Source organism: Cupriavidus sp. C1SS-2L, assembly GCF_057073735.1.
The window spans coordinates 2,716,164-2,734,675 of the sequence record NZ_CP172708.1 but is presented as its reverse complement, the minus strand read 5'-3'; the positions used below and the strand labels follow the sequence as shown (position 1 = coordinate 2,734,675).

The window sequence follows — 18,512 nt, the reverse complement described above, 5'->3', positions numbered from 1 at the left end:
GCACGCCGCGGGCCACGGCAGTGCCGCTGAATCAGGCGGCCAGGACGTGCTCGACGCGGACGATCACCTGCCGGCTGGCAGCCTGTTCGCTTTCGGCGAGCAACTGGAGGGCGATGGCTTGGAGCAGGGAGCCCTCGGTCAGCACCGGGGCAAGGGCACGCAATTCGTTCTGAAGCAAGGAGTGGGGGGCGTCGGGTTCGTACATGGCGCGGCCTGGTCAAGCCGGGAAGGGGATCACGCGATGGTATCGGCTTGCCCGCCAGACCGACTTGTCCTGCATCAGGGTCTCGTGAGATTCCGACGCACCGACTATGCCGCCAGCCGATGAACCACTGCAGCCAGGGTAGCGAGCGCGTGCTCGACTTGTGCGGAACGCGGCGTGCCGCAATTGATGCGGATAAAGCCGTCGCAGCGCGGGGAATTGGAGAACATCAGGCCCGGAGCGACGTAGACGCCCTCCCGCAGTGCGTGCTCGAACACGGCTTCCGACGCTACGCCTGGCGGCAGCTCTACCCACAGGTGAAAGCCGCCGCGCGGCAGCGTCAGCCGGGTGCCGGTGGGGAAGCTCGCCGCGATCACCTGCGCTGTCCATTCGCGCTGCTGGCGCAGGGCCACGCGCAAGCGCCGCAGGTGCCGCTCATAGCCGCCAGCGGCCATGAACTCGGCGACCGCCGCCTGCGACAGCATTTCGTTGGGACGCGACAGCGCGAACTTCAGCATCTCCACGCGCGCATGCCATTTGCCGCCGGCGATCCAGCCCAGCCGCACGCCGGGTGCCAGGGTCTTGTGAACGGACGAACAGTAGATCACGTTGCCGGTGCGGTCCCATGCTTTCGCCGCGGCCAGCGGCGTGTCGAAGTCGGCGGTGCCGGACAGGCAGTCGTCCTCGATCAGCGGCACGCCGTGATCCTCGCACCATTGCACGAGCCGGCTCTTGTGCGCGTCCGGCATGATCGAGCCTAGCGGGTTCTGCAAATTCGGCATGGCGACCACGGCGCGGATGTTGTCGTAGGTGCGCACGGCCAGTTCCAGCGCTTCCAGCGAGAGTCCGGTCTGCGCGCTGCACGGAATCTCCAGCGCGCGCATGCCCAGGCTTTCCAGGATCTGGAGCAGGCCGTAATAGGTCGGAGATTCCACGGCGATCACATCGCCGGGACCGGCGACGGCACGCAGCGCCAGTTGCAAGGCCTCGGTACAGCCGTGCGTGATCAGCACTTCATCGGGCGACAGGGTGAAGCGGTGCCGCAGCGCCAGCCGCGCCAATGCGGCGCGCAATGCTGGGTGGCCGCCTGGGGCGGCGGCTTCGCCGAAGAGCGTGGGATCGCGCCGCAGGATGCGTCCGGCCGCTTGCTGGAGTGCGGCAAGCGGATAGAGCGCCGGCGCGCCGCGGGCGCCGCCGAGGCTGAAGGTCGACGGATCCTGCTGGCTGCGCGCGAGTACGGACGAGATCCGCTGGTGCATGCCGATGTACTGCGCCGGATCGGGCAGCGTGGGCGCCGGTTCGGTGATGGGCGCCAGGCGCAGCGGCGTAGTCGTCCGCACGAAATAGCCCGAGCGAGGCCGGGCTTCGAGCAGGCCGTCGCTTTCGAGCAGCCGGCACGCCTGCAGCGCGGTCGACAGGCTTACGTCATGGGTAGACATGAGCGCACGCACGGACGGCATGCGATGCCCCGGCGCCAGCGTGCCGGCGCGAATGGCGTGGCGGTACTGGTCGGCGAGTTGCTGGTAGAGCGGGGCGGAGTCCATGCGGCATGATCGCCCGGCGGGCGGGCGCGTGAACAGATACAGACGGCAGGCATCTGCATCGTAACAGACAGAAAAAATCTGCACTGTTCCGGTCCGCGGCTGAGTCTGTTGTGGCTGTGTGGGGGAAGGGGGCGCCGATACGCTGGACCCTGTCTGAACCCTGCCCAGGAGCCGCTCATGCCAGCCCCGACTTCCCACCCTATGCCTCCGCTTCGCTACACGCTTGGCCCGGGGCAAGCCCTGCGCCGCCATGCTGCACGCGGCACCGTCCTCCATGTGGCCCAAGGACGAGTCAAGATCACATTGCCGCCGCAGTGGGCCGCTGTCGGAGCCTTCGCGCTGAGGCACTCGCTGACTGCCGGCGACGTGATCGTCGTCAGCGAGAGCGGATGGATCATTGTTTCCGCATCGGGTGCCGCAGAGGTGATGTTGCATGCACCCGGGCCGGGCGCCTGGCAGCGCTTGTGGAATGGACTGCTTGCACGACTACACCGCCGCCAATGGCAGGCCACCACCAGCCCTGTCGAAGCGGAAACCCGATAGAATGGCGCACCGGCCGGCTTTGCACGGCCGGTGCCCTTTTCTGGCCCGCTCCTGATGCCACGTGGCACGGGTGACGCGGTCGTTCCGGCCACCACTGTGGTCGCATCCTCGCAGGTTTCCATGCTTCGCCTTTCCGAACTCAAGCTCTCCCTCGAACACACCGAAGACGATCTCGATCGTGCCGTGCGCAGCGCGCTGGCCCAGATCGGCGTGAAGGGCGATGGGCTTGTGCAATACACCGTGTTCCGCCGCGCGCACGACGCGCGCAAGCGCGCCGATATCAAGTTCACCTACATCATCGACATCGAGGTGAAGGACGAGCCCGCCGCCATCCGTCGCATGGCGGGCAAGCCGAACTGGAGCGTCACGCCCGATATGGCGTACCGCTTCGTTGCGCAGGCGCCGCAGGGCGGTAACACGCCGCGTCCGGTCGTGATCGGCATGGGCCCGTGCGGCCTGCTTGCGGGGCTGCTGCTCGCGCAGATGGGCTTCCGCCCGATCATCCTCGAACGCGGCAAGGAAGTGCGCGAGCGCACCAAGGACACCTTTGGCCTGTGGCGCAAGAGCGTGCTCAACCCGGAGTCGAACGTGCAGTTCGGCGAGGGCGGCGCAGGCACGTTCTCGGACGGCAAGCTGTACAGCCAGATCAAGGATCCGAAGCACTATGGCCGCAAGGTGCTCAACGAGTTCGTGCGCGCCGGCGCGCCGGAAGACATCCTGTTCAAGGCGCGCCCGCACATCGGCACGTTCCGACTGGTCAGCATGGTCGAGAAGATGCGCGCGGAGATCCGCGAGCTTGGTGGCGAAGTCCGCTTCGAGACTCGCGTCGATGACTTCGACATCGAACAGGGCAAGCTGCGCGGCCTGAAGCTTTCCACCGGCGATTACCTGCCGGCCGAGCACGTTATCCTGGCCGTCGGCCACAGCGCGCGCGATACCTTCCACGTGCTGCATGACCGCGGCGTGTTCATGGAAGCCAAGCCGTTCTCGCTGGGCTTCCGTATCGAGCATCCGCAAGGGCTGATCAACCGCAGCCGCTTCGGCAAGTTTGCCGGCAACAAGCTGCTTGGAGCGGCCGACTACAAGGTCGTGCATCACTGCAGCAACGGCCGTGCGGTCTACAGCTTCTGCATGTGCCCGGGCGGCACCGTGGTCGCGGCAGCTTCGGAACCGGGCCGCGTGGTGACCAACGGCATGAGCCAGTACAAGCGCGCGGAGCGCAATGCGAACGCGGGCATCGTGGTGGGCATTACGCCGGACGATTATCCCGGCGGCCCGCTGGCCGGCATCGAGTTCCAGCGCAAGTGGGAAGAGCGCGCGTTCGAGCTTGGCGGCCGCAACTACAGCGCACCGGGCCAGCTCGTCGGTGACTTCATCGCGCGCCGTCCGTCGACCTCGCTCGGTTCGGTGGAGCCGTCGTACAAGCCGGGCGTGACGCCGACCGACCTCAGCACCTCGCTGCCCGACTACGTCATCGAAGCGATCCGCGAGGCGCTGCCCGAACTCGACAAGAAGATCGCCGGCTTCGCGATGCACGACGCGGTGCTGACCGGCGTAGAGACGCGCACGTCGTCGCCGCTGCGCATCGAGCGCAAGGCGGACTACCAGAGCGTGAATGTCGAAGGCCTGTATCCCGCAGGCGAGGGTGCCGGCTATGCAGGCGGCATTTACTCCGCCGCGATCGACGGCATCGAAGTGGCCGAGGCCGTGGCCCTGGCCATCGTCAACGGCCGCTGATCAGCCAGTCGGCCGCGCCCTGACCGGCGGTGCGGCCGCTCGCGAAGCACGCCGTGAGCAGGTAGCCGCCGGTCGGCGCTTCCCAGTCCAGCATCTCGCCGGCGCAGAACACGCCGGGAAGCGCATTGAGCATCAGGTGCGGGTTCATCGCTTCAAAGCGAACGCCGCCTGCGCTGCTGATGACTTCATCGATGGGCCGCGCACGCAACAGGCGCAGCGGCAAAGCCTTGATAGCGGCCGCCAGCGTGACCGTGTCATGCATTGCTTCCTTCGACAGGCACTCGCGCAGCAGCCCGGCCTTCACGCCCGTAATGCCTAGCCGGCTCTGCAAATGGCTCGACAGCGAGCGCGAGCCACGCGGATGCGATACCTCGGCCAGCACGCGCTGCGCGTCCCGGTCGGGCAGCAGATCCAGGTGAACCACCGCTTCACCATCGCGCTCGATCAAATCACGGATCGGCGCGGACAGCGCATAGACCAGGCTGCCTTCGATGCCACCGGCGCTGATCACGAACTCGCCCTGCCGGTAGTGCGCGTTGCCGTTCACGTCGGTCACGGCGAGCGCGACGGGTTTGACCGGGTTGCCGGCATGGCGCTCGGAGAACATCGCGCTCCACGCCACGTCGAAACCGCAGTTCGCCGGCCGCAGCGCGGCGATATCGACGCCATGCTGCGCCAGCAGCGGCACCCATGCACCATCCGAACCGAGTCGCGCCCAGCTTGCACCGCCGAGCGCGAGGATCACGGCGTTCGCCTGCACGTGCTGTTCGCCTTGCGGCGTGGCGAAGCGCAGCGCGCGCGATGCATCGTCCGTCCAGCCGACCCAGCGGTGCCGCATATGGAACTCCACGCCGCTGTCGCGCAGGCGATGCAGCCACGCGCGCAGCATCGGCGCGGCCTTCATGTCGGTCGGAAAGACGCGGCCTGAACTGCCGACGAAGGTTTCGATGCCGAGCCCGTGTACCCACTCGCGCAGCGTTTGCGCGCCGAAATCCGCGAGCATTGGCGCGATGACATCCGCACGTTCGCCATAACGCCCGGTGAATGCCGGCTCGGGCTCGGCGTGCGTGAGGTTCATGCCGCTCTTGCCGGCCATCAGGAACTTGCGGCCCACCGACGGCATGGCATCGAACACATGCACGCGCACGCCGCGAGACGCCAGCACCTCGGCCGCCATCAGGCCTGCAGGGCCGCCACCGATCACGGCGGCTTCGACCGGAAGGATGGTGGGCGTGGAGGACGGGATATCGGTGGACGGCATGGCAATAGAGAGGAGGGCGCACTACGCCGCGGATTATAGAGCGTGCGCGAGCGCTAAAATGGTGCTTTGTCCCTGCCTTGCCGCCATGCCGTCCTCCGCCAGCCATCCCGACGCCGTCATTGCCGCCACGCGCCACTGGCTCGCGCGCGCGGTGATCGGGCTCAATCTCTGTCCGTTTGCCAAGAGCGTGTATGTGAAGGAGCAGGTCCGCTACGTGGTCAGCACCGCGACGGAAGCGCCTGATGTGCTCGACGACCTGGAACGCGAACTGAAGCTGCTGGCCGAGACCGACGCGGCGCGGGTCGATACCACGCTGCTGATCGTGCCCGATGCGCTGGCCGATTTCATCGACTACAACGACTTTCTCTATTTCGCCGAACGCCTGCTGAAAAGCCTGCGCCTGGAAGGCACGCTGCAGATTGCGAGCTTCCATCCCCAGTACCAGTTCGACGGCACGGAGCCGGACGATATCGAGAACTACACCAACCGCGCGCCGTATCCGATCCTGCATCTGCTGCGCGAGGACAGCATTGCGCGTGCGGCCGACGCATTCCCCGACGCGGCCGATATCTACGAGCGCAATATGGAAACCGTGCGCCGCCTTGGCCATGAAGGCTGGCAGCGCTGGATGGATGGCGACGACGACGCAGCCGCGCCGCGCAAGACGGACGAGTAACGCTGCGGCCTACGCAGGCGCAGTGAAGAACCGCTCGCGCATCTCTTCGAGGCCGAGCGTACCCAGCACGTTTTCGAGCCGCTCGGCAGGGCGGCGGCGCGGCAGGTCTTTGAACTGGGCGATGATCAGCTCGTTCTTCATCGAGTGTTCCCAGCCGACCAGCTCGGTCACGCTGACCTGGTAGCCGTGCGCCTCAAGCTGCAGGCAGCGCAGCACGTTGGTCACCTGGCTGCCGAATTCGCGCGTATGCAGCGGATGCCGCCAGATTTCGGTGAGCGGATTGCCGGCGAGCAGGCGGCCCTTGTTCTTGCGCAGCACGCTTGCTACCTCGGCCTGGCAGCACGGCACCAGCACGATGTGCCGAGCGCGCTTGGCCAGCGCGAAGCGGATCGCATCGTCAGTCGCTGTGTTGCACGCGTGCAGCGCCGTGACCACGTCGACGGTCTCGGGCAGCGCCGGCGAGGTGATGGAGTCCGCCACGGACAGGTTCAGGAAGGACATGCCCGGAAAGCCGAGGCGCTCAGCCAGCGCCTTCGAGCTTTGCACGAGTTCCTCACGCGTTTCGATGCCGAAGATGTGCGACTGGTCGTGCAGGGTCTTGAAGAACAGGTCGTACAGGATGAAGCCGAGATACGACTTGCCGGCGCCGTGGTCGACAAGCGTGACGGCGTCGCGCTCGGCCTTGACCTCCTGCAGCAGCGGTTCGATGAACTGGAACAGGTGGTAGACCTGCTTGAGCTTGCGCCGGCTGTCCTGGTTCATCTTGCCGTCGCGCGTCAGGATATGGAGTTCCTTGAGCAGCTCGATCGACTGGCCGGGGCGGATTTCGTGGGTATTTGGCATGACTGCGGGGAATGCGGGAGGCGGCAAACGCCTCGAAGACCGACAGTTTACCGAAAACGCCGGCACAGTCCGCGCATCTGGTGACGGCAGGGCCGCAAGTCCCGGGTTTGTTTTGCCTCAAGTTTTATTGTGAATTGCCGTAGGTAATCCATTGACAACAAGCGGGGGTGGCGCACGTCCACGCCAGCCTGCGCCGCTGCGCCTTGCCAGCGGCGACAGAGGACTGGCCCGCTGCACAAAAGAACAGTTTGGGGGACTCATGAGTCACGAGTCGGGGTTGCGCCTGGAGCTTAGCGAGCCGGGCGAGCAGGTGCGTGCGTGCTACGTGCCCGAAGCGGGGAGGATGCCGCCCGATCACACCGCATTCCGCGAATGCCTGGCCAGCCATGGCTGGAGCGAAGCCAGGCTGGACCAGCGCGCCGTCGCGCAATTCCTGAGCCAGTGCCAGCAGGCCGACCGCGAAATCGATGCCACGGTCGGCGCGCTGATTGACGGTGCCTTTGAACTCGACATCAGCGACGACGGCCTGGCCGTTCGCCTGACGCTGATGCGCCCCGAAGGTGGCCGCCCGGTGACCGAGGCCGAGATCCGGAGCGCCGTCGCCGAACGCGGCGTAACCGCCCAGATCAAGGCGCTGGTGCTCGAAGCCGCGTTGGCGGAACGGAGCTGCGAGCTGCGTGAGATTGCCGCGGGCATGGCACCCAGGCAGGGCCAGCCGGCGCGCTTCGTCAACCTGCTGGAGCCGCGCAAGCCGGTACAGTCCGACGACGACGCCCCCATGGATCTGCGCGAGCTGGGTAACCTGATGCTGGTCAGCCCCGGCACGCCGCTGATGCGCCGGATACCGGCCGAGCCGGGCAATGACGGCGTCGACGTCTTTGGCAAGCCGCTGCCTGCCGATCCTGTCGAGGACACGCCGTTTGCCGAAGGCCTGACCGGCGCCGCTGCTGATCCCAACGATCCGAACCTGCTCGTGGCGGTCCTTGCCGGTGCTCCGGTGGTGGGCATGCATGGCATCGCCGTCAGCCCCGTGGTGCAGGTGGAATCCGTGGACTTGCATTCGGGCAATGTGGCGTTCGACGGCACGCTGCGCGTCTCCGGCGATATCCGCACCGGCATGTCGGTGAAGGTCACCGGCGACGTGCTCGTGGAGGGCACGATCGAAGCCGCGACGATCGAGGCCGGCGGCAGCATCGTGGTCAAGGGCGGCATCATCGGCAAGTCCGAAACCGGGCATGCGGAACCGAGCGGCACCATCAGCCGCGCGAGCGTGCGCTGCCAGGGCGCCGTCCAGGCGCGCTTCATCGAGAACGCGGTTGTCGAGGCCGGCACCGAGGTGGCCGTGGAAAGTGGCATCCGCCAGAGCGATGTGGCGGCGGGCGAGCGCATCGTCGTGGGCGGCACCAGCGGCATGGGCAGCATCAGCGGCGGGCGCAGCCGTGCGCTGCTGGGCGTGCGTGCGGCCGTGCTCGGCGCGCCCGCGGGAAGCGCCACCATCGTGCAGGTCGGACTGAACCCTTATGCGGATGCCCAGCGCGCCGCGCTGGAGGCGGAGCGCCGGCGCCTGCTGGAAGAGCAGAACAAGGTCAAGCAGCTGGTGGCCTTCTTTGCCAAGCACCCGGAACGCGCGGTGGGCGATCTGCGCGAGAAGGCGCGCGCCACGCTGTTCAAGTCATCGAGCGACCTGTTCGAACTCGACGCGAAGATCGCCGAGTTGGGCGCGCAGATGAACCCCGCCGCTGGCGCGGTCATCGAGGCCGGCCGGCGTATCCACGGCGGCGTTACGCTGCAGGTTGGCAACCGGGTGCTCAAGGTGATGGAAGACAAGCCTGGCGGCAACATCCGCCTCGTGGATGACCGCATCGCAGTGACCTGACCGGCATGGCGGCATCCGATGGATACCATCTGCCGGAATTTGTACTAAGCTGCAGTCGTGTCCTGGGGTGCCGCAGGATAGGCGATGGCTAGTGTTGGGCAGTGAATGCAGAAGCGGACCAGCAATCTGTAGAAGCGTTACACGGAACCGACTCACGTGGCACTGAATCATGGAAGGCCAGCCCACGGGCTGGCCTTCGTACTTCTGCGCGTTGCCCGCCTGGCCAACGTGCGGTTGCCTGATCTTCGCTGACTCCCGCATTTTCGCTGTCGGCCATCGCCGACCTTGACGTCGATGTGTTTGCCTATATAGTTAGCCTTATGGCTAACTGTTTTCCGCTCGACCAGGTCTTCCTCGCGTTGGGAGACCCCACGCGTCGCGCCGTCGTCACACGGCTCGGACTGGGCGCCGCCTCGGTCAAGGAGCTGGCGGCGCCGTTTGCCATGGCGTTGCCATCGTTCCTCAAGCATCTGAGCGTGCTCGAGCGCAGCGGGCTGGTGCGCTCGCACAAGCAGGGCCGCGTGCGCATGTGCGAGCTGGAACCGGCAACGTTGCAGGCCGCCGAGACCTGGATGGCGGAACAGCGGGCGATCTGGGAAGCGCGCACCGATCGCCTGGCTGACTACGTGGAAGCGCTGCATGCCAAGGAGACTCGTAATGAGCAGTAAGCAGGATCTCGACCTCGAAATTTCGCGCTTGCTGAAAGCGCCGCGGGACCTCGTCTGGAAAGCCTGGACCGACCCGAGCCACCTGAAGGAATGGTGGTGCCCGAAGCCGTGGACGACTGAAGTCCTGGCCTTCGACCTCGTCCCGGGCGGCGCCTTCCACACGCTGATGCGCGGCCCCGATGGCGGCATCAGCGACAACCCGGGTTCCTTCCTTGATGTGGTGCCGCGCTCGCGCATCGTCTGGACCACGGCACTGGTTGCGCAGTGGCGCCCGGCGGATAACCCGTGGCTGCCGATGACCGCTTACATCACCATGGACGACGAGGGCGAACATACGCGCTACGTGGCCAGGGTCCTGCACAAGGACAAGGCTTCGCGCGACCAGCATGAGGAGATGGGATTCTTTGACGGATGGGGAACCTGCATCACCCAGCTCGAAGCGTATGCGCAGTCGTTGAAATAGCGGCTGAGACAGCACTGGCTTCAGTGCTGGTGTTGGTTGCCGCAGACAGAGAAAGGCCTTGGTAGCTTCGTGCTTCCGAGGCCTTTTTCTTTCCATGTGCCGGTGTTCCAGTCCGGTCAATGCGCGCGTGAATGCAATCCGTCGGAAGGGGTAGGTGTTGCGTTCCTTTGCGCACCGTCAAACCGCGGCGATGTTCGAAGCGGACCTATCGTCCTGAGGCAGTCCTTCGGGAATACTCGCCCGCGGCCAGGCAATGCCGGCCGGGCGGGAACTATCAGGGGCGACTTCCGCAGCGAAGTCGGAGTCAAGGTTGCAACAGCACAGACAACCAGCATCATGAGATTGAATCTTCCGGTCACCGACAACGAATACCGCTTGCCATCGGACGAAGTCATCATCACCAGGACCGATGCGCAAGGCAATATCGAATACGCCAACCAGGCGTTCTTTCGCAGCAGCGGCTACGACCGTGCCGAAGTCATTGGCCAGCCGCAGAACATTGTCCGCCACCCCGACATGCCGGCTGCCGCATTCGCCGATATGTGGGCCACGATCCGAGGCGGGACGCCGTGGACTGGTGTGGTCAAGAACCGGCGCAAGGACGGCGGCTTCTACTGGGTGCTGGCCAATATCACCCCTGTGTTCCAGGACGGCAAGCCATCGGGTTACCTGTCGGTGAGAACGGCGCCCACGAAGGCACAGGTCACGGCGGCGGCCACGCTCTATGCCGACCTGAAGCGTGACGCCCAGTCGCGCTGGCGGTTGTCGGGCGGCGAGGCCTTCCGCAAGGGCGCAGCCGGTGTCGTTCAGCGGGTATTGAGGCTGCCTGTGGTGGCACGCTTGCTCGTGGTACAGGCCGCGCAAGTCGTCCTGATCGCGCTGGCCGCGGCGAGCGCAACGCTCTGGACGGCGCCGCCCATTGTTACGTGGTCGCTCGCGGGCGCGGCAGTGGCGATGTGCGGCGCTGCCGCTTGCTACCTCGCCTTCAACATCCTGCAGCCCGTGATGCGCCTGAACCGCAGCGCGCTGGCCGTGTTGTCCGGACAGTTGCAGCACCGCTTCCCCGAATGCGGCGACGCGCAGACACGACTGCTCGGCCGCTTCCTGAACCAGATGAACGCGCGGCTCGTGGGCGTGCTGCTGGACACCCGGAATTCGATCGAACGCGTGTGGCAGTCTTCAGTCGGCCTTGCCAGCGGCAATGCCGACCTGTCGGAGCGTACCGAACAGCAGGCGAGCGCCATCGAGCAGACCACGGCGACGCTCGCGCAGATCACCGAAACCGCGCGGCAGAATGCGAGCGATGCGGAGCGTGCGCATCAGGAAGGTCGCAGTACTGCAGACGCCGCGTCGGCGGCGGCAGGCGGCGTGCGCCGCTCGGCTTCGCTGATGGAGCAGGTGACCACGCAGTCCCGCAGGATCGCGGAGATCACATCGGTGATCGACGACATCGCCATCCAGACTAACCTGCTCGCGCTGAACGCTGCGGTCGAGGCCGCGCGCGCGGGTCAGCACGGCCGTGGCTTTGCCGTGGTAGCGGGTGAGGTGCGATCGCTCGCGCAGCGCGCCGAAGCGGCTGCCAAGCAGATCAAGGCGCTGATCGAGAACTCGCTCGAAGTCGTGCAGGCCAGCAGCGATGCTGCCATCAGCGCGGGCAGCGAGATGGACCGCGTGGAGCAGTCGGTGTCGGCGCTGACGCGAACGATTTCCGCGATCGCCAACGCCAGCCGCGGGCAGAGCGTGGAGATCGAGCAGACCAGCGCGGCGGTGGAACAGATGGCGCACATCACGCAGATGAACGCGGCCCTGGTCGAGGAATCGGCCGCGGCGGCGACAGGGCTGAAGCAGCAGGCCCAGGCGCTGGAGGATGCGGTGAACGTGCTGGCGAGCTAGTCCACCGGATCGGCGGTGGCTCAGCCAATCGTCGCGATCGGCACGCCCGCGGCCATGAAGATGCCCGCTGCGGCGCGCAGCACGATGCGGCCGGCACGATGCGCGTGGACTTGCATCTCCATCTTCATGGCTTCCATGACGGCGATGAGATCCCCTTCCTTGACCTCGTCGCCGTCGGCCACCTTCCAGGCGTGCACGGTGCCGGCGACCGGGGCCGGCACATCCCTGACGTCGGCTTCGGCGGCCTCGGCCGGCGCAGTGGCCGGGCTTGCCGCCTGCGCATTGGCCAGTCCGCCCAGCAGTTGAGCCGGCAGGCCCAGCATGACGCGCCGGCCATCGATCTCGATGGCAGTGCGAAGCAGGCTGCTGTCGGGCTGGGGCTCCGCACGGACGGCGGCGGCCAGCGGCTCGGCGAAATCGGATTCGATCCAGCGCGTGTGCACGTTGAAGCCATGGGTGCCCACGAAGTCGGCGTTGTCGATCACGGCGCGGTGGAACGGCAGCACCGAGGCGACGCCTTCGATCCGGAATTCGCGCAGCGCGCGGCGGGCACGGGTCAGCGCCTGTTCGCGCGTGGCCCCGGTGACGATGAGCTTGGCCATCAGCGAATCGAACGTGCCCGGTACGACGGAGCCCGATTGCACGCCCGCGTCCACGCGTACGCCCGGGCCGGACGGCGGCTCGAAGCACTGTACCGGGCCCGGCGTCGGCAGAAAGCCACGGCCGACATCTTCGGCGTTGATGCGGAATTCGATCGAGTGGCCCAGCGGTGCGGGCGTTTCCGTGATCGTGAGCGGCAGGCCGTCTGCCACGCGCAACTGCTCGACGACGAGATCGATGCCGGTGGTCTGCTCGGTCACCGGATGCTCCACCTGCAGGCGGGTGTTGACCTCCAGGAAGGAGATCGCGCCTCCCGCGCTAAGCAGGAATTCCACGGTGCCCGCACTGGTGTAACCCGCCGCGGCGCAGATGTCGCGGGCGGCGATGTGGATACGCGCGCGTTGCGCATCGGTCAGGAACGGCGCAGGGGCTTCTTCCACGAGCTTCTGGTTGCGGCGCTGCAGGGAGCAGTCGCGCGTGCCGAGCACCACGACATGGCCGTGGGTGTCGGCCAGCACCTGGGCCTCGATATGGCGGGGCTTATCGAGAAACTGTTCGACGAAGCATTCACCCCGGCCGAATGCGGCAACGGCTTCGCGTACCGCCGAGTGATAGAGCTCCTCGACCTCATCCATGCGCCAGGCGATCTTCATGCCCCGACCGCCTCCGCCGAATGCGGCCTTGATGATGATGGGCAGGCCGTGCTGCTCGGCAAAGGCCAGTACCTCACCGGCATCCTTGACAGGATCGGGCGTGCCGGCCACCAGCGGCGCGCCGACCTGCAGCGCAATCTTGCGCGCTTCGACCTTGTCGCCCAGCTTGGCGATGGTGGCCGGAGACGGGCCGATCCAGCGGAGGCCCGCGTCGATCACGGCCTGGGCAAAGGCCTCGCTTTCCGACAGGAAGCCATAGCCGGGGTGCACGGCATCGGCACCGCTCTTGCGTGCGATCTCCAGCAGCTTGGCGATATTCAGGTAAGTGTCCGCCGGGCGATCGCCATCGAGCCCGTAGGCCTCGTCGGCCATGCGCGCGTGCAGGGCGTCGATGTCGGCGTTGGCGTACACGGCAACGGACTGCACGCCGTAGTCGGCACAGGCGCGGACGACGCGGACGGCGATTTCGCCGCGGTTGGCAATCAGGACTTTTTTCATCGGAGATCTCGGAAGGTGCCGGCTTCGCGCTGGGCGGCGGCCGGAGAGAGTGCTTCAAACGCGCGGATCGGGTTGAAGCGCAGCCAGGCGCCCACGGGGATCTGACCAGCGCGGTCGAGGTGATAGGGGGCGACCGTGGCAATCACCGGGTAGCCGCCGGTGAGCGGGTGGTCGGCCAGGAACAGCACCGGCTGGCCGCTCGGTGGCACCTGCAACGCGCCCAGGGCCGTGCCTTCGCTGGGCAGTTCGCCGCCGATGGCGCGGTCGAGCGGCGTATCGCCGGCCAGTCGCAGGCCGACACGGTTGGATTGGGGCGTCACCTGCCAGCGCTGCGCGGCCAGGCGTGCCACGGCTTCAGGCGTGAACCAGTCGGTGCGGGGGCCCATGACCACATCGAGCAGCACCTCGTGTTCCAGCGTGGGCAGATCCGCGGCAGGCAGGGCTGGCTCGCTCACCACCATGCCGGCCGATGCGGGGTGCAGGCCCAGGACATTTCCCACGGCCAACGGCAAGGGGCCCACGCCGGCGAGCGTGTCGGTGGCGCAACTGCCCAGCACGGGCGCGACTGCAAAGCCGCCGCGCGCGGCCACGTAGCTGCGCGCCCCGGCGGTGGGCTGGCCAATGCTCAGTACGTCGCCGTCGGCGAGCGCGAGCGCCTGATGGGAAGGCGGATTCCACTGGCGGCCATCCGCCGTGCGCAGCGTCAGCGGCGCGTCGGCACCGGTCACGGCAACCACGGTCTCGCCGAGGCTTTGCAGTTGCAGGCCACCGCCCACGGTCTCGAGCGCAGCAATGTCGCTGGGATTGCCCACGAGCCGGTTGGCCAGCTTGAGGGCGGCCTGATCCATGGCGCCGGAGGCCGAGACCCCCTGGCCTGCCTGGCCGTGGCGGCCCAGATCCTGAAACATGGTCATCAGGCCGGTCGCTTTGACCTGCAGAGCGGTCTGCCCTGGCGCCAGCGCGTCGCGGGTGCGGTCGCTGGCGGGCGCGGGGACGGTGCCTTGCAATGTCTCGGCCCGGATGGCGGCTTCCGCCGTGGCATCCAGCGTGGCGATATCGACGAAGCGCACGCGGTAGCCGGGCTGCAACAGCGCGGGCTGCTCGCGGCCCAGGTCCCACATGGCGACGGGCGTCACGCCGATGATCTGCCAGCCACCGGGGCTAGCCTGCGGGTACACGCCGCTGAAGGTGCCGGCCAGGCCCACCGCGCCGGCCGGAATGCGCGTACGCGGGGTACTGCGGCGCGGCACATCGAGGCTTGGGTGACCGCCTGACAGGTACGCAAAGCCCGGTGCAAAGCCGGTGAAAGCGACGGTGTATTCGCTGCCGGTGTGGCGCCGCACGACTTCTTCTTGCGTGATGCCCAGCAGTTGCGCGACTTCTGCCAAATCCTCGCCGTCGTAGCGCACGGGGATTTCGATCAGCGTACTGCCGCGCTGCGCGCGCGATGCCACATCGCGCGTGGAGATGGCGTGTACTAGCTGTGACAGGCCACAGGATGCGGGGCGAAAGCGCACGAGGATCGTGCGCGCGGCGGGGACCAGTTCTTCCACGCCGGGAAGCGGATCGCGCTGCAGCGAGGCCAGCAGGGCCAGCGTTTGGTCCAGGTCGGCCAGCTCCACCAGCACGGCGTTCAGTGAGACAGGAAGGAAACGCAACTGAGACTCCGCAAGCGATCAGACGTGATAGGTACTGTCGGGCACGTCCGTGACGAACATATGGCCCGGGGCATGGGTCACGGCGAACGGAACACCCGAAGCCATCACCGCGGCCTGCGGCGTGACACCGCAGGCCCAGAAGACAGGAATCTCGCCGGATTCGATGCGCACCGCATCGCCAAAGTCTGGGCGGTGGATGTCGGCGATGCCCAGCGCTTCGGGGTTGCCCACGTGCACCGGTGCGCCATGCACCGACGGAAAGCGTCCGGAAATCATGGCGGCATCGGCGATGCGGCTGGCGGCAATGGGCCGCATGGACACCACCAGCTCGCCATGCAGGCGCCCGGCGGGGCGGCACTGGCGATTGGTGCGATACATCGGCACGTTGGACCCGTCCGTGATGTGGCGCACCTCGATGCCCGCTTCCAGCAGCGGTGTCTCGAAGGTGAAGCTGCAGCCGATCAGGAACGTGACCAGGTCGGGGTGCTCCTGCCACAGCGGCGTGGCGTCGGCGACCTCTTCCACGAGCCGGCCATTGCGCCACACCCGGTAAAGCGGAATGTCGGTGCGGATGTCGGCGCCTTCGGCCAGAACGGTGTGATGCGCACCGGCTTCGATCACGTCGAGCACCGGGCACGCCTTGGGATTGCGCTGGGCGTAGAGCAGGAAGTCCCACGCCCAGTCGCGCGGCAGCGCGATCATGTTGGCCTGCGTCATGCCGGGCGCGACGCCTGCCGTGGGCTGGATCTTGCCGGCGCGATAACTCTCGCGCGCGGTCCTTGCCGCCGCGACAGCGGCCGAGCGGACCTCGTCAAGCATGTGGTTTGTCATGGTGATATCCGTTCTTCGTGTTGCGGGCAGACATGGGTCAGCCGAATCGCGTGCCGTCCCGGGTCAATGCTCGGCGGCTTGCGTGGCGCCGGCCGGTGCCAATTGCGGATTCGACGGCTCCGAGTCGTTGGTCAGATCGCGTCCCTGGGTTTCCGGCAGCAGCAGGCAGGCAATCACGACCAGCGTGTAGGCGCCGGCGGCCAGGTAACCGATGGCCGTGCCCAATGGCATCGACGTGCTCATGTGGCCGATCATCGCGGGAAATACCGCGCCCACGGCACGCCCGAAGTTGTAGCAAAAGCCCTGGCCGGAGCCGCGAATATGGCTGGGAAACAGTTCCGTGAGATAGGCCCCCATGCCCGAGAAAATGCCCGACAGGAAGAAGCCGAGCGGGAAGCCCAGCACCATCATGGCTCCATCGGTAATCGGCAACTGGGTGTAGCAGGTCACGAGCACCGCGGCACTCACGGCAAACAGCATGAAGCAGCGCTTGCGGCCAAGCTGGTCGGACAGCCATGCGCTGGTCAGGTAGCCCGCGAACGACCCCGCGATCAGCACCATCAGGTAGCCGCTGGTGTTGAGCACGGAGAGATGGCGCTCCATCTTGAGGTAGGTCGGCAACCAGGTCGTGACGGAGTAGTAGGCGCCCTGCATGCCGGTAGCCAGCAGGCTTGCCATCAGCGTGACACCCAGCACGCCCGGCTTGAAGATCAGCATGAAGCTGTTACTTTCGCCTGTGCGGGCGAGCTTGGCCTTGGTCTCGCGGTACACCTCCGGCTCGCTGATGTTGCGGCGGATATAGAGGATGAACAGGGCCGGCAGCGCGCCGAGCCAGAACAGCACGCGCCACGCATGTTGCTGATCGATCAGCGCGTAGACCGCCCAGAAGGCGATGGCGGAAATCCCCCAACCCACGGCCCAGCTGCTTTGCACCAGCCCCACGGCCTTGCCGCGATGGCGAGCGCGGATCATCTCGGCAATCAGGACGGAACCCACGGACCATTCGCCGCCGAAGCCGAGTCCCTGCAGCATGCGCGTGATGAACAGCTGGTCGGGCGACTGGGTGAAGCCGCTCAGGAACGTGAACAGGCTGAACCAGAGCACCGTGAGCTGCAGGATCCGGACCCGGCCGTACTTGTCGGCCAGGATGCCGGCCAGCCATCCGCCGATCGCGGAACTGATGAGGGCGCCGGTGGCAATGTAGCCGGCCTCGGCCTTCGTCATGCCCCAGACCAGGATGAAGGTCGGGATCATGAACGTGTAGATCATGTAGTCGAAGGCATCGACGCCATAGCCGACGAAGGCGGCGAAGAGCGTCCTGCGCTCCTCTCGGTTTGTTTCCTTAAGCCACATGGTTGCGTTCTCCTTCCAGGAAGACGGCGGATGTAGGGAGGACGTCGTCGTGCACCCACTTTCTCAACGATGTCCGGGTCAGCCTGCGGCGCCGGGTAACAGCGCTGCGGTCATGTGGTCCGGTTTAGCAATCTGCGTGCCATGTTGGTCTATCACTCACATATAGCTCAACCAGAGTGAATATATTGTTGAACAATCTAGAGCGATTTTCAGTTGTGGTATACACCTAGCCAGACAACGCGGGCCGCTTTGTCACCGAAGTGGTGCATTCCGTTCATCAAAGCGGGGCGGTGGGATCATGGAGGTGCGCTAACATGCCGAGGATCGGAGCCCCGCGCAGGGGCTGATCCGCCAACGTGAATTCCACCCGAAATGACATCCAGTCCTGACACGAAGAACCTGACCGAACGTGTGGCCGAAGACATTCGCCAGAAGATCGTGCATGGCGAGTTTTCTCCCGGACAGCGCTTGTCGGAAGCGGCGTTGAGCGACAGCCTGCAGATTTCGCGGAATACCTTGCGCGAGATCTTCCGGCTGCTGACCAAGGAAGGGCTGCTCAAGCATGAGCCCAATCGCGGTGTCTCGGTGGCGATTCCCAGTATTGCGGCCATCATCGATATCTACCGCGTGCGCCGGCTGATCGAGTGCCAGGCGTTGCGGCAGGCGTATCCGCGGCATCCGGCCGGGAAGCATCTGCGCAAGGCGGTGGAACTGGCGGCGCAATGCCGAGACCAGGGCGACTGGATGGGGGTAGGGTCGGCCAATATGGAATTCCATATGGCCATCGTGGAACTGGCGGACAGCGAGCGCTTGAATGAGATGTTCTCGCGCCTGCTCGCAGAACTGCGACTGGCCTTCGGGATGCTGCAAGATCCCGAGTTCCTCCACGCGCCTTATGTGGACATGAACGGTCGCATCCTGCAGCTGTTCGAGGCCGGCAAGCTCGACGAGGCGGCCACGGCGCTTCACGACTATCTCGGACAGTCGGAGCGGATCGTGCTCGCGGCCTGTGCGCGGCATCCGGTGTTCAACGCGCGCTGAAACGGAGCTGGAGACGGTTCCTTCAGGGGGCGGCAGGGGGCTGCAGCGCACTAGAATGAAGGCAGGCCACTGAAGTCACGAGGGTGGCTGCCATGCTTGAGTTGCTACTGTACCTGGGCGCAATCGTTGTCGCCCATTGCCTCATGGAGCGGGCCGGCTGCTTTGACCGGCC

At 66.3% G+C, this 18,512-nt stretch carries 16 protein-coding genes; 8 read left to right on the top strand and 8 right to left on the bottom strand.

Annotated features, from left to right (window positions below; genetic code table 11):
- Nucleotides 1-31 precede the first annotated feature (31 nt).
- Both ACIGJG_RS12650 and ACIGJG_RS12645 read right to left on the bottom strand, forming a co-directional pair.
- Nucleotides 32-205, bottom strand: coding sequence for a hypothetical protein (locus ACIGJG_RS12650; RefSeq protein ID WP_166487015.1), 174 nt, complete (start codon nucleotides 203-205; stop codon nucleotides 32-34).
- Between the two features lie 104 nt (nucleotides 206-309).
- Complete coding sequence (locus ACIGJG_RS12645) at nucleotides 310-1,746, bottom strand: aminotransferase-like domain-containing protein (protein ID WP_011298611.1); 1,437 nt, start codon at nucleotides 1,744-1,746, stop codon at nucleotides 310-312.
- 177 nt (nucleotides 1,747-1,923) lie between these two features.
- On the opposite strand from ACIGJG_RS12645, the gene ACIGJG_RS12640 reads away from it, so the two are divergent.
- On the top strand, nucleotides 1,924-2,289 hold the full coding sequence (locus tag ACIGJG_RS12640; RefSeq protein ID WP_140949861.1) for a hypothetical protein: 366 nt from the start codon (nucleotides 1,924-1,926) through the stop codon (nucleotides 2,287-2,289).
- Nucleotides 2,290-2,409: 120 nt separating this feature from the next.
- Nucleotides 2,410-4,026, top strand: a complete 1,617-nt coding sequence (locus ACIGJG_RS12635; protein ID WP_011298610.1) for an NAD(P)/FAD-dependent oxidoreductase — start codon at nucleotides 2,410-2,412, stop codon at nucleotides 4,024-4,026.
- Here ACIGJG_RS12635 and ACIGJG_RS12630 read toward each other — a convergent pair.
- Nucleotides 4,013-5,287, bottom strand: coding sequence for a TIGR03862 family flavoprotein (locus ACIGJG_RS12630; RefSeq protein WP_483672416.1), 1,275 nt, complete (start codon nucleotides 5,285-5,287; stop codon nucleotides 4,013-4,015). The genes ACIGJG_RS12635 and ACIGJG_RS12630 overlap by 14 nt on opposite strands.
- Nucleotides 5,288-5,372: 85 nt before the next feature.
- Between ACIGJG_RS12630 and ACIGJG_RS12625 the strand changes: the two genes are divergently transcribed.
- Nucleotides 5,373-5,963, top strand: coding sequence for a DUF1415 domain-containing protein (locus tag ACIGJG_RS12625; RefSeq protein WP_011298608.1), 591 nt, complete (start codon nucleotides 5,373-5,375; stop codon nucleotides 5,961-5,963).
- 9 nt (nucleotides 5,964-5,972) lie between these two features.
- Here the strand turns inward: ACIGJG_RS12625 and ACIGJG_RS12620 are convergent, their stop codons facing one another.
- Complete coding sequence (locus ACIGJG_RS12620; protein WP_140949856.1) at nucleotides 5,973-6,806, bottom strand: class I SAM-dependent methyltransferase; 834 nt, start codon at nucleotides 6,804-6,806, stop codon at nucleotides 5,973-5,975.
- 259 nt (nucleotides 6,807-7,065) lie between these two features.
- Here ACIGJG_RS12620 and ACIGJG_RS12615 point away from each other — a divergent pair, with 259 nt between their 5' ends.
- From ACIGJG_RS12615 to ACIGJG_RS12600, 4 genes are all read left to right on the top strand, one after another.
- Nucleotides 7,066-8,682, top strand: coding sequence for a DUF342 domain-containing protein (locus ACIGJG_RS12615; protein ID WP_483672415.1), 1,617 nt, complete (start codon nucleotides 7,066-7,068; stop codon nucleotides 8,680-8,682).
- A 320-nt stretch (nucleotides 8,683-9,002) separates the two neighbouring features.
- The gene (locus ACIGJG_RS12610) at nucleotides 9,003-9,350 is read left to right on the top strand and encodes an ArsR/SmtB family transcription factor (protein ID WP_011298605.1); all 348 of its coding nucleotides are present in this window, start codon (nucleotides 9,003-9,005) and stop codon (nucleotides 9,348-9,350) included.
- The gene (locus ACIGJG_RS12605; RefSeq protein ID WP_011298604.1) at nucleotides 9,340-9,813 is read left to right on the top strand and encodes an SRPBCC family protein; all 474 of its coding nucleotides are present in this window, start codon (nucleotides 9,340-9,342) and stop codon (nucleotides 9,811-9,813) included. Before ACIGJG_RS12610 ends, ACIGJG_RS12605 begins: the two co-directional genes overlap by 11 nt.
- A gap of 336 nt (nucleotides 9,814-10,149) precedes the next feature.
- Nucleotides 10,150-11,706, top strand: a complete 1,557-nt coding sequence (locus tag ACIGJG_RS12600; protein ID WP_483672414.1) for a methyl-accepting chemotaxis protein — start codon at nucleotides 10,150-10,152, stop codon at nucleotides 11,704-11,706.
- Between the two features lie 20 nt (nucleotides 11,707-11,726).
- Here ACIGJG_RS12600 and ACIGJG_RS12595 read toward each other — a convergent pair whose 3' ends face one another.
- The 4 genes from ACIGJG_RS12595 to ACIGJG_RS12580 form a co-directional block, all read right to left on the bottom strand.
- Entirely contained in the window at nucleotides 11,727-13,457 is a 1,731-nt protein-coding gene (locus ACIGJG_RS12595; RefSeq protein ID WP_011298602.1) for an acetyl/propionyl/methylcrotonyl-CoA carboxylase subunit alpha, read from the bottom strand.
- Entirely contained in the window at nucleotides 13,454-15,115 is a 1,662-nt protein-coding gene (gene pxpB, locus ACIGJG_RS12590) for a 5-oxoprolinase subunit PxpB (RefSeq protein WP_483672413.1), read from the bottom strand. The genes ACIGJG_RS12595 and pxpB overlap by 4 nt, the downstream gene beginning before the upstream one ends.
- Before the next feature lie 18 nt (nucleotides 15,116-15,133).
- On the bottom strand, nucleotides 15,134-15,946 hold the full coding sequence (locus ACIGJG_RS12585) for a putative hydro-lyase (RefSeq protein WP_140949849.1): 813 nt from the start codon (nucleotides 15,944-15,946) through the stop codon (nucleotides 15,134-15,136).
- 63 nt (nucleotides 15,947-16,009) lie between these two features.
- Nucleotides 16,010-17,299, bottom strand: a complete 1,290-nt coding sequence (locus tag ACIGJG_RS12580) for an MFS transporter (protein ID WP_011298599.1) — start codon at nucleotides 17,297-17,299, stop codon at nucleotides 16,010-16,012.
- Between the two features lie 372 nt (nucleotides 17,300-17,671).
- Here ACIGJG_RS12580 and ACIGJG_RS12575 point away from each other — a divergent pair, with 372 nt between their 5' ends.
- A complete protein-coding gene (locus ACIGJG_RS12575) occupies nucleotides 17,672-18,340 on the top strand; it encodes a GntR family transcriptional regulator (protein WP_011298598.1) in 669 nt (222 codons plus the stop codon).
- Nucleotides 18,341-18,512: the final 172 nt, after the last annotated feature.

Coding starts and splice junctions, on each gene's coding strand:
- ACIGJG_RS12635 (WP_011298610.1), top strand. CDS start 2,410: ATGCTTCGCCTTTCCGAACTCAAGCTCTCCCTCGAACACACCGAAGAC.
- ACIGJG_RS12600 (WP_483672414.1), top strand. CDS start 10,150: ATGAGATTGAATCTTCCGGTCACCGACAACGAATACCGCTTGCCATCG.
- ACIGJG_RS12630 (WP_483672416.1), bottom strand. CDS start 5,287: ATGCCGTCCACCGATATCCCGTCCTCCACGCCCACCATCCTTCCGGTC.
- ACIGJG_RS12620 (WP_140949856.1), bottom strand. CDS start 6,806: ATGCCAAATACCCACGAAATCCGCCCCGGCCAGTCGATCGAGCTGCTC.
- ACIGJG_RS12650 (WP_166487015.1), bottom strand. CDS start 205: ATGTACGAACCCGACGCCCCCCACTCCTTGCTTCAGAACGAATTGCGT.
- ACIGJG_RS12595 (WP_011298602.1), bottom strand. CDS start 13,457: ATGAAAAAAGTCCTGATTGCCAACCGCGGCGAAATCGCCGTCCGCGTC.
- ACIGJG_RS12640 (WP_140949861.1), top strand. CDS start 1,924: ATGCCAGCCCCGACTTCCCACCCTATGCCTCCGCTTCGCTACACGCTT.
- ACIGJG_RS12575 (WP_011298598.1), top strand. CDS start 17,672: ATGACATCCAGTCCTGACACGAAGAACCTGACCGAACGTGTGGCCGAA.
- ACIGJG_RS12580 (WP_011298599.1), bottom strand. CDS start 17,299: ATGTGGCTTAAGGAAACAAACCGAGAGGAGCGCAGGACGCTCTTCGCC.
- ACIGJG_RS12605 (WP_011298604.1), top strand. CDS start 9,340: ATGAGCAGTAAGCAGGATCTCGACCTCGAAATTTCGCGCTTGCTGAAA.
- ACIGJG_RS12610 (WP_011298605.1), top strand. CDS start 9,003: ATGGCTAACTGTTTTCCGCTCGACCAGGTCTTCCTCGCGTTGGGAGAC.
- ACIGJG_RS12625 (WP_011298608.1), top strand. CDS start 5,373: ATGCCGTCCTCCGCCAGCCATCCCGACGCCGTCATTGCCGCCACGCGC.
- ACIGJG_RS12645 (WP_011298611.1), bottom strand. CDS start 1,746: ATGGACTCCGCCCCGCTCTACCAGCAACTCGCCGACCAGTACCGCCAC.
- ACIGJG_RS12585 (WP_140949849.1), bottom strand. CDS start 15,946: ATGACAAACCACATGCTTGACGAGGTCCGCTCGGCCGCTGTCGCGGCG.
- ACIGJG_RS12615 (WP_483672415.1), top strand. CDS start 7,066: ATGAGTCACGAGTCGGGGTTGCGCCTGGAGCTTAGCGAGCCGGGCGAG.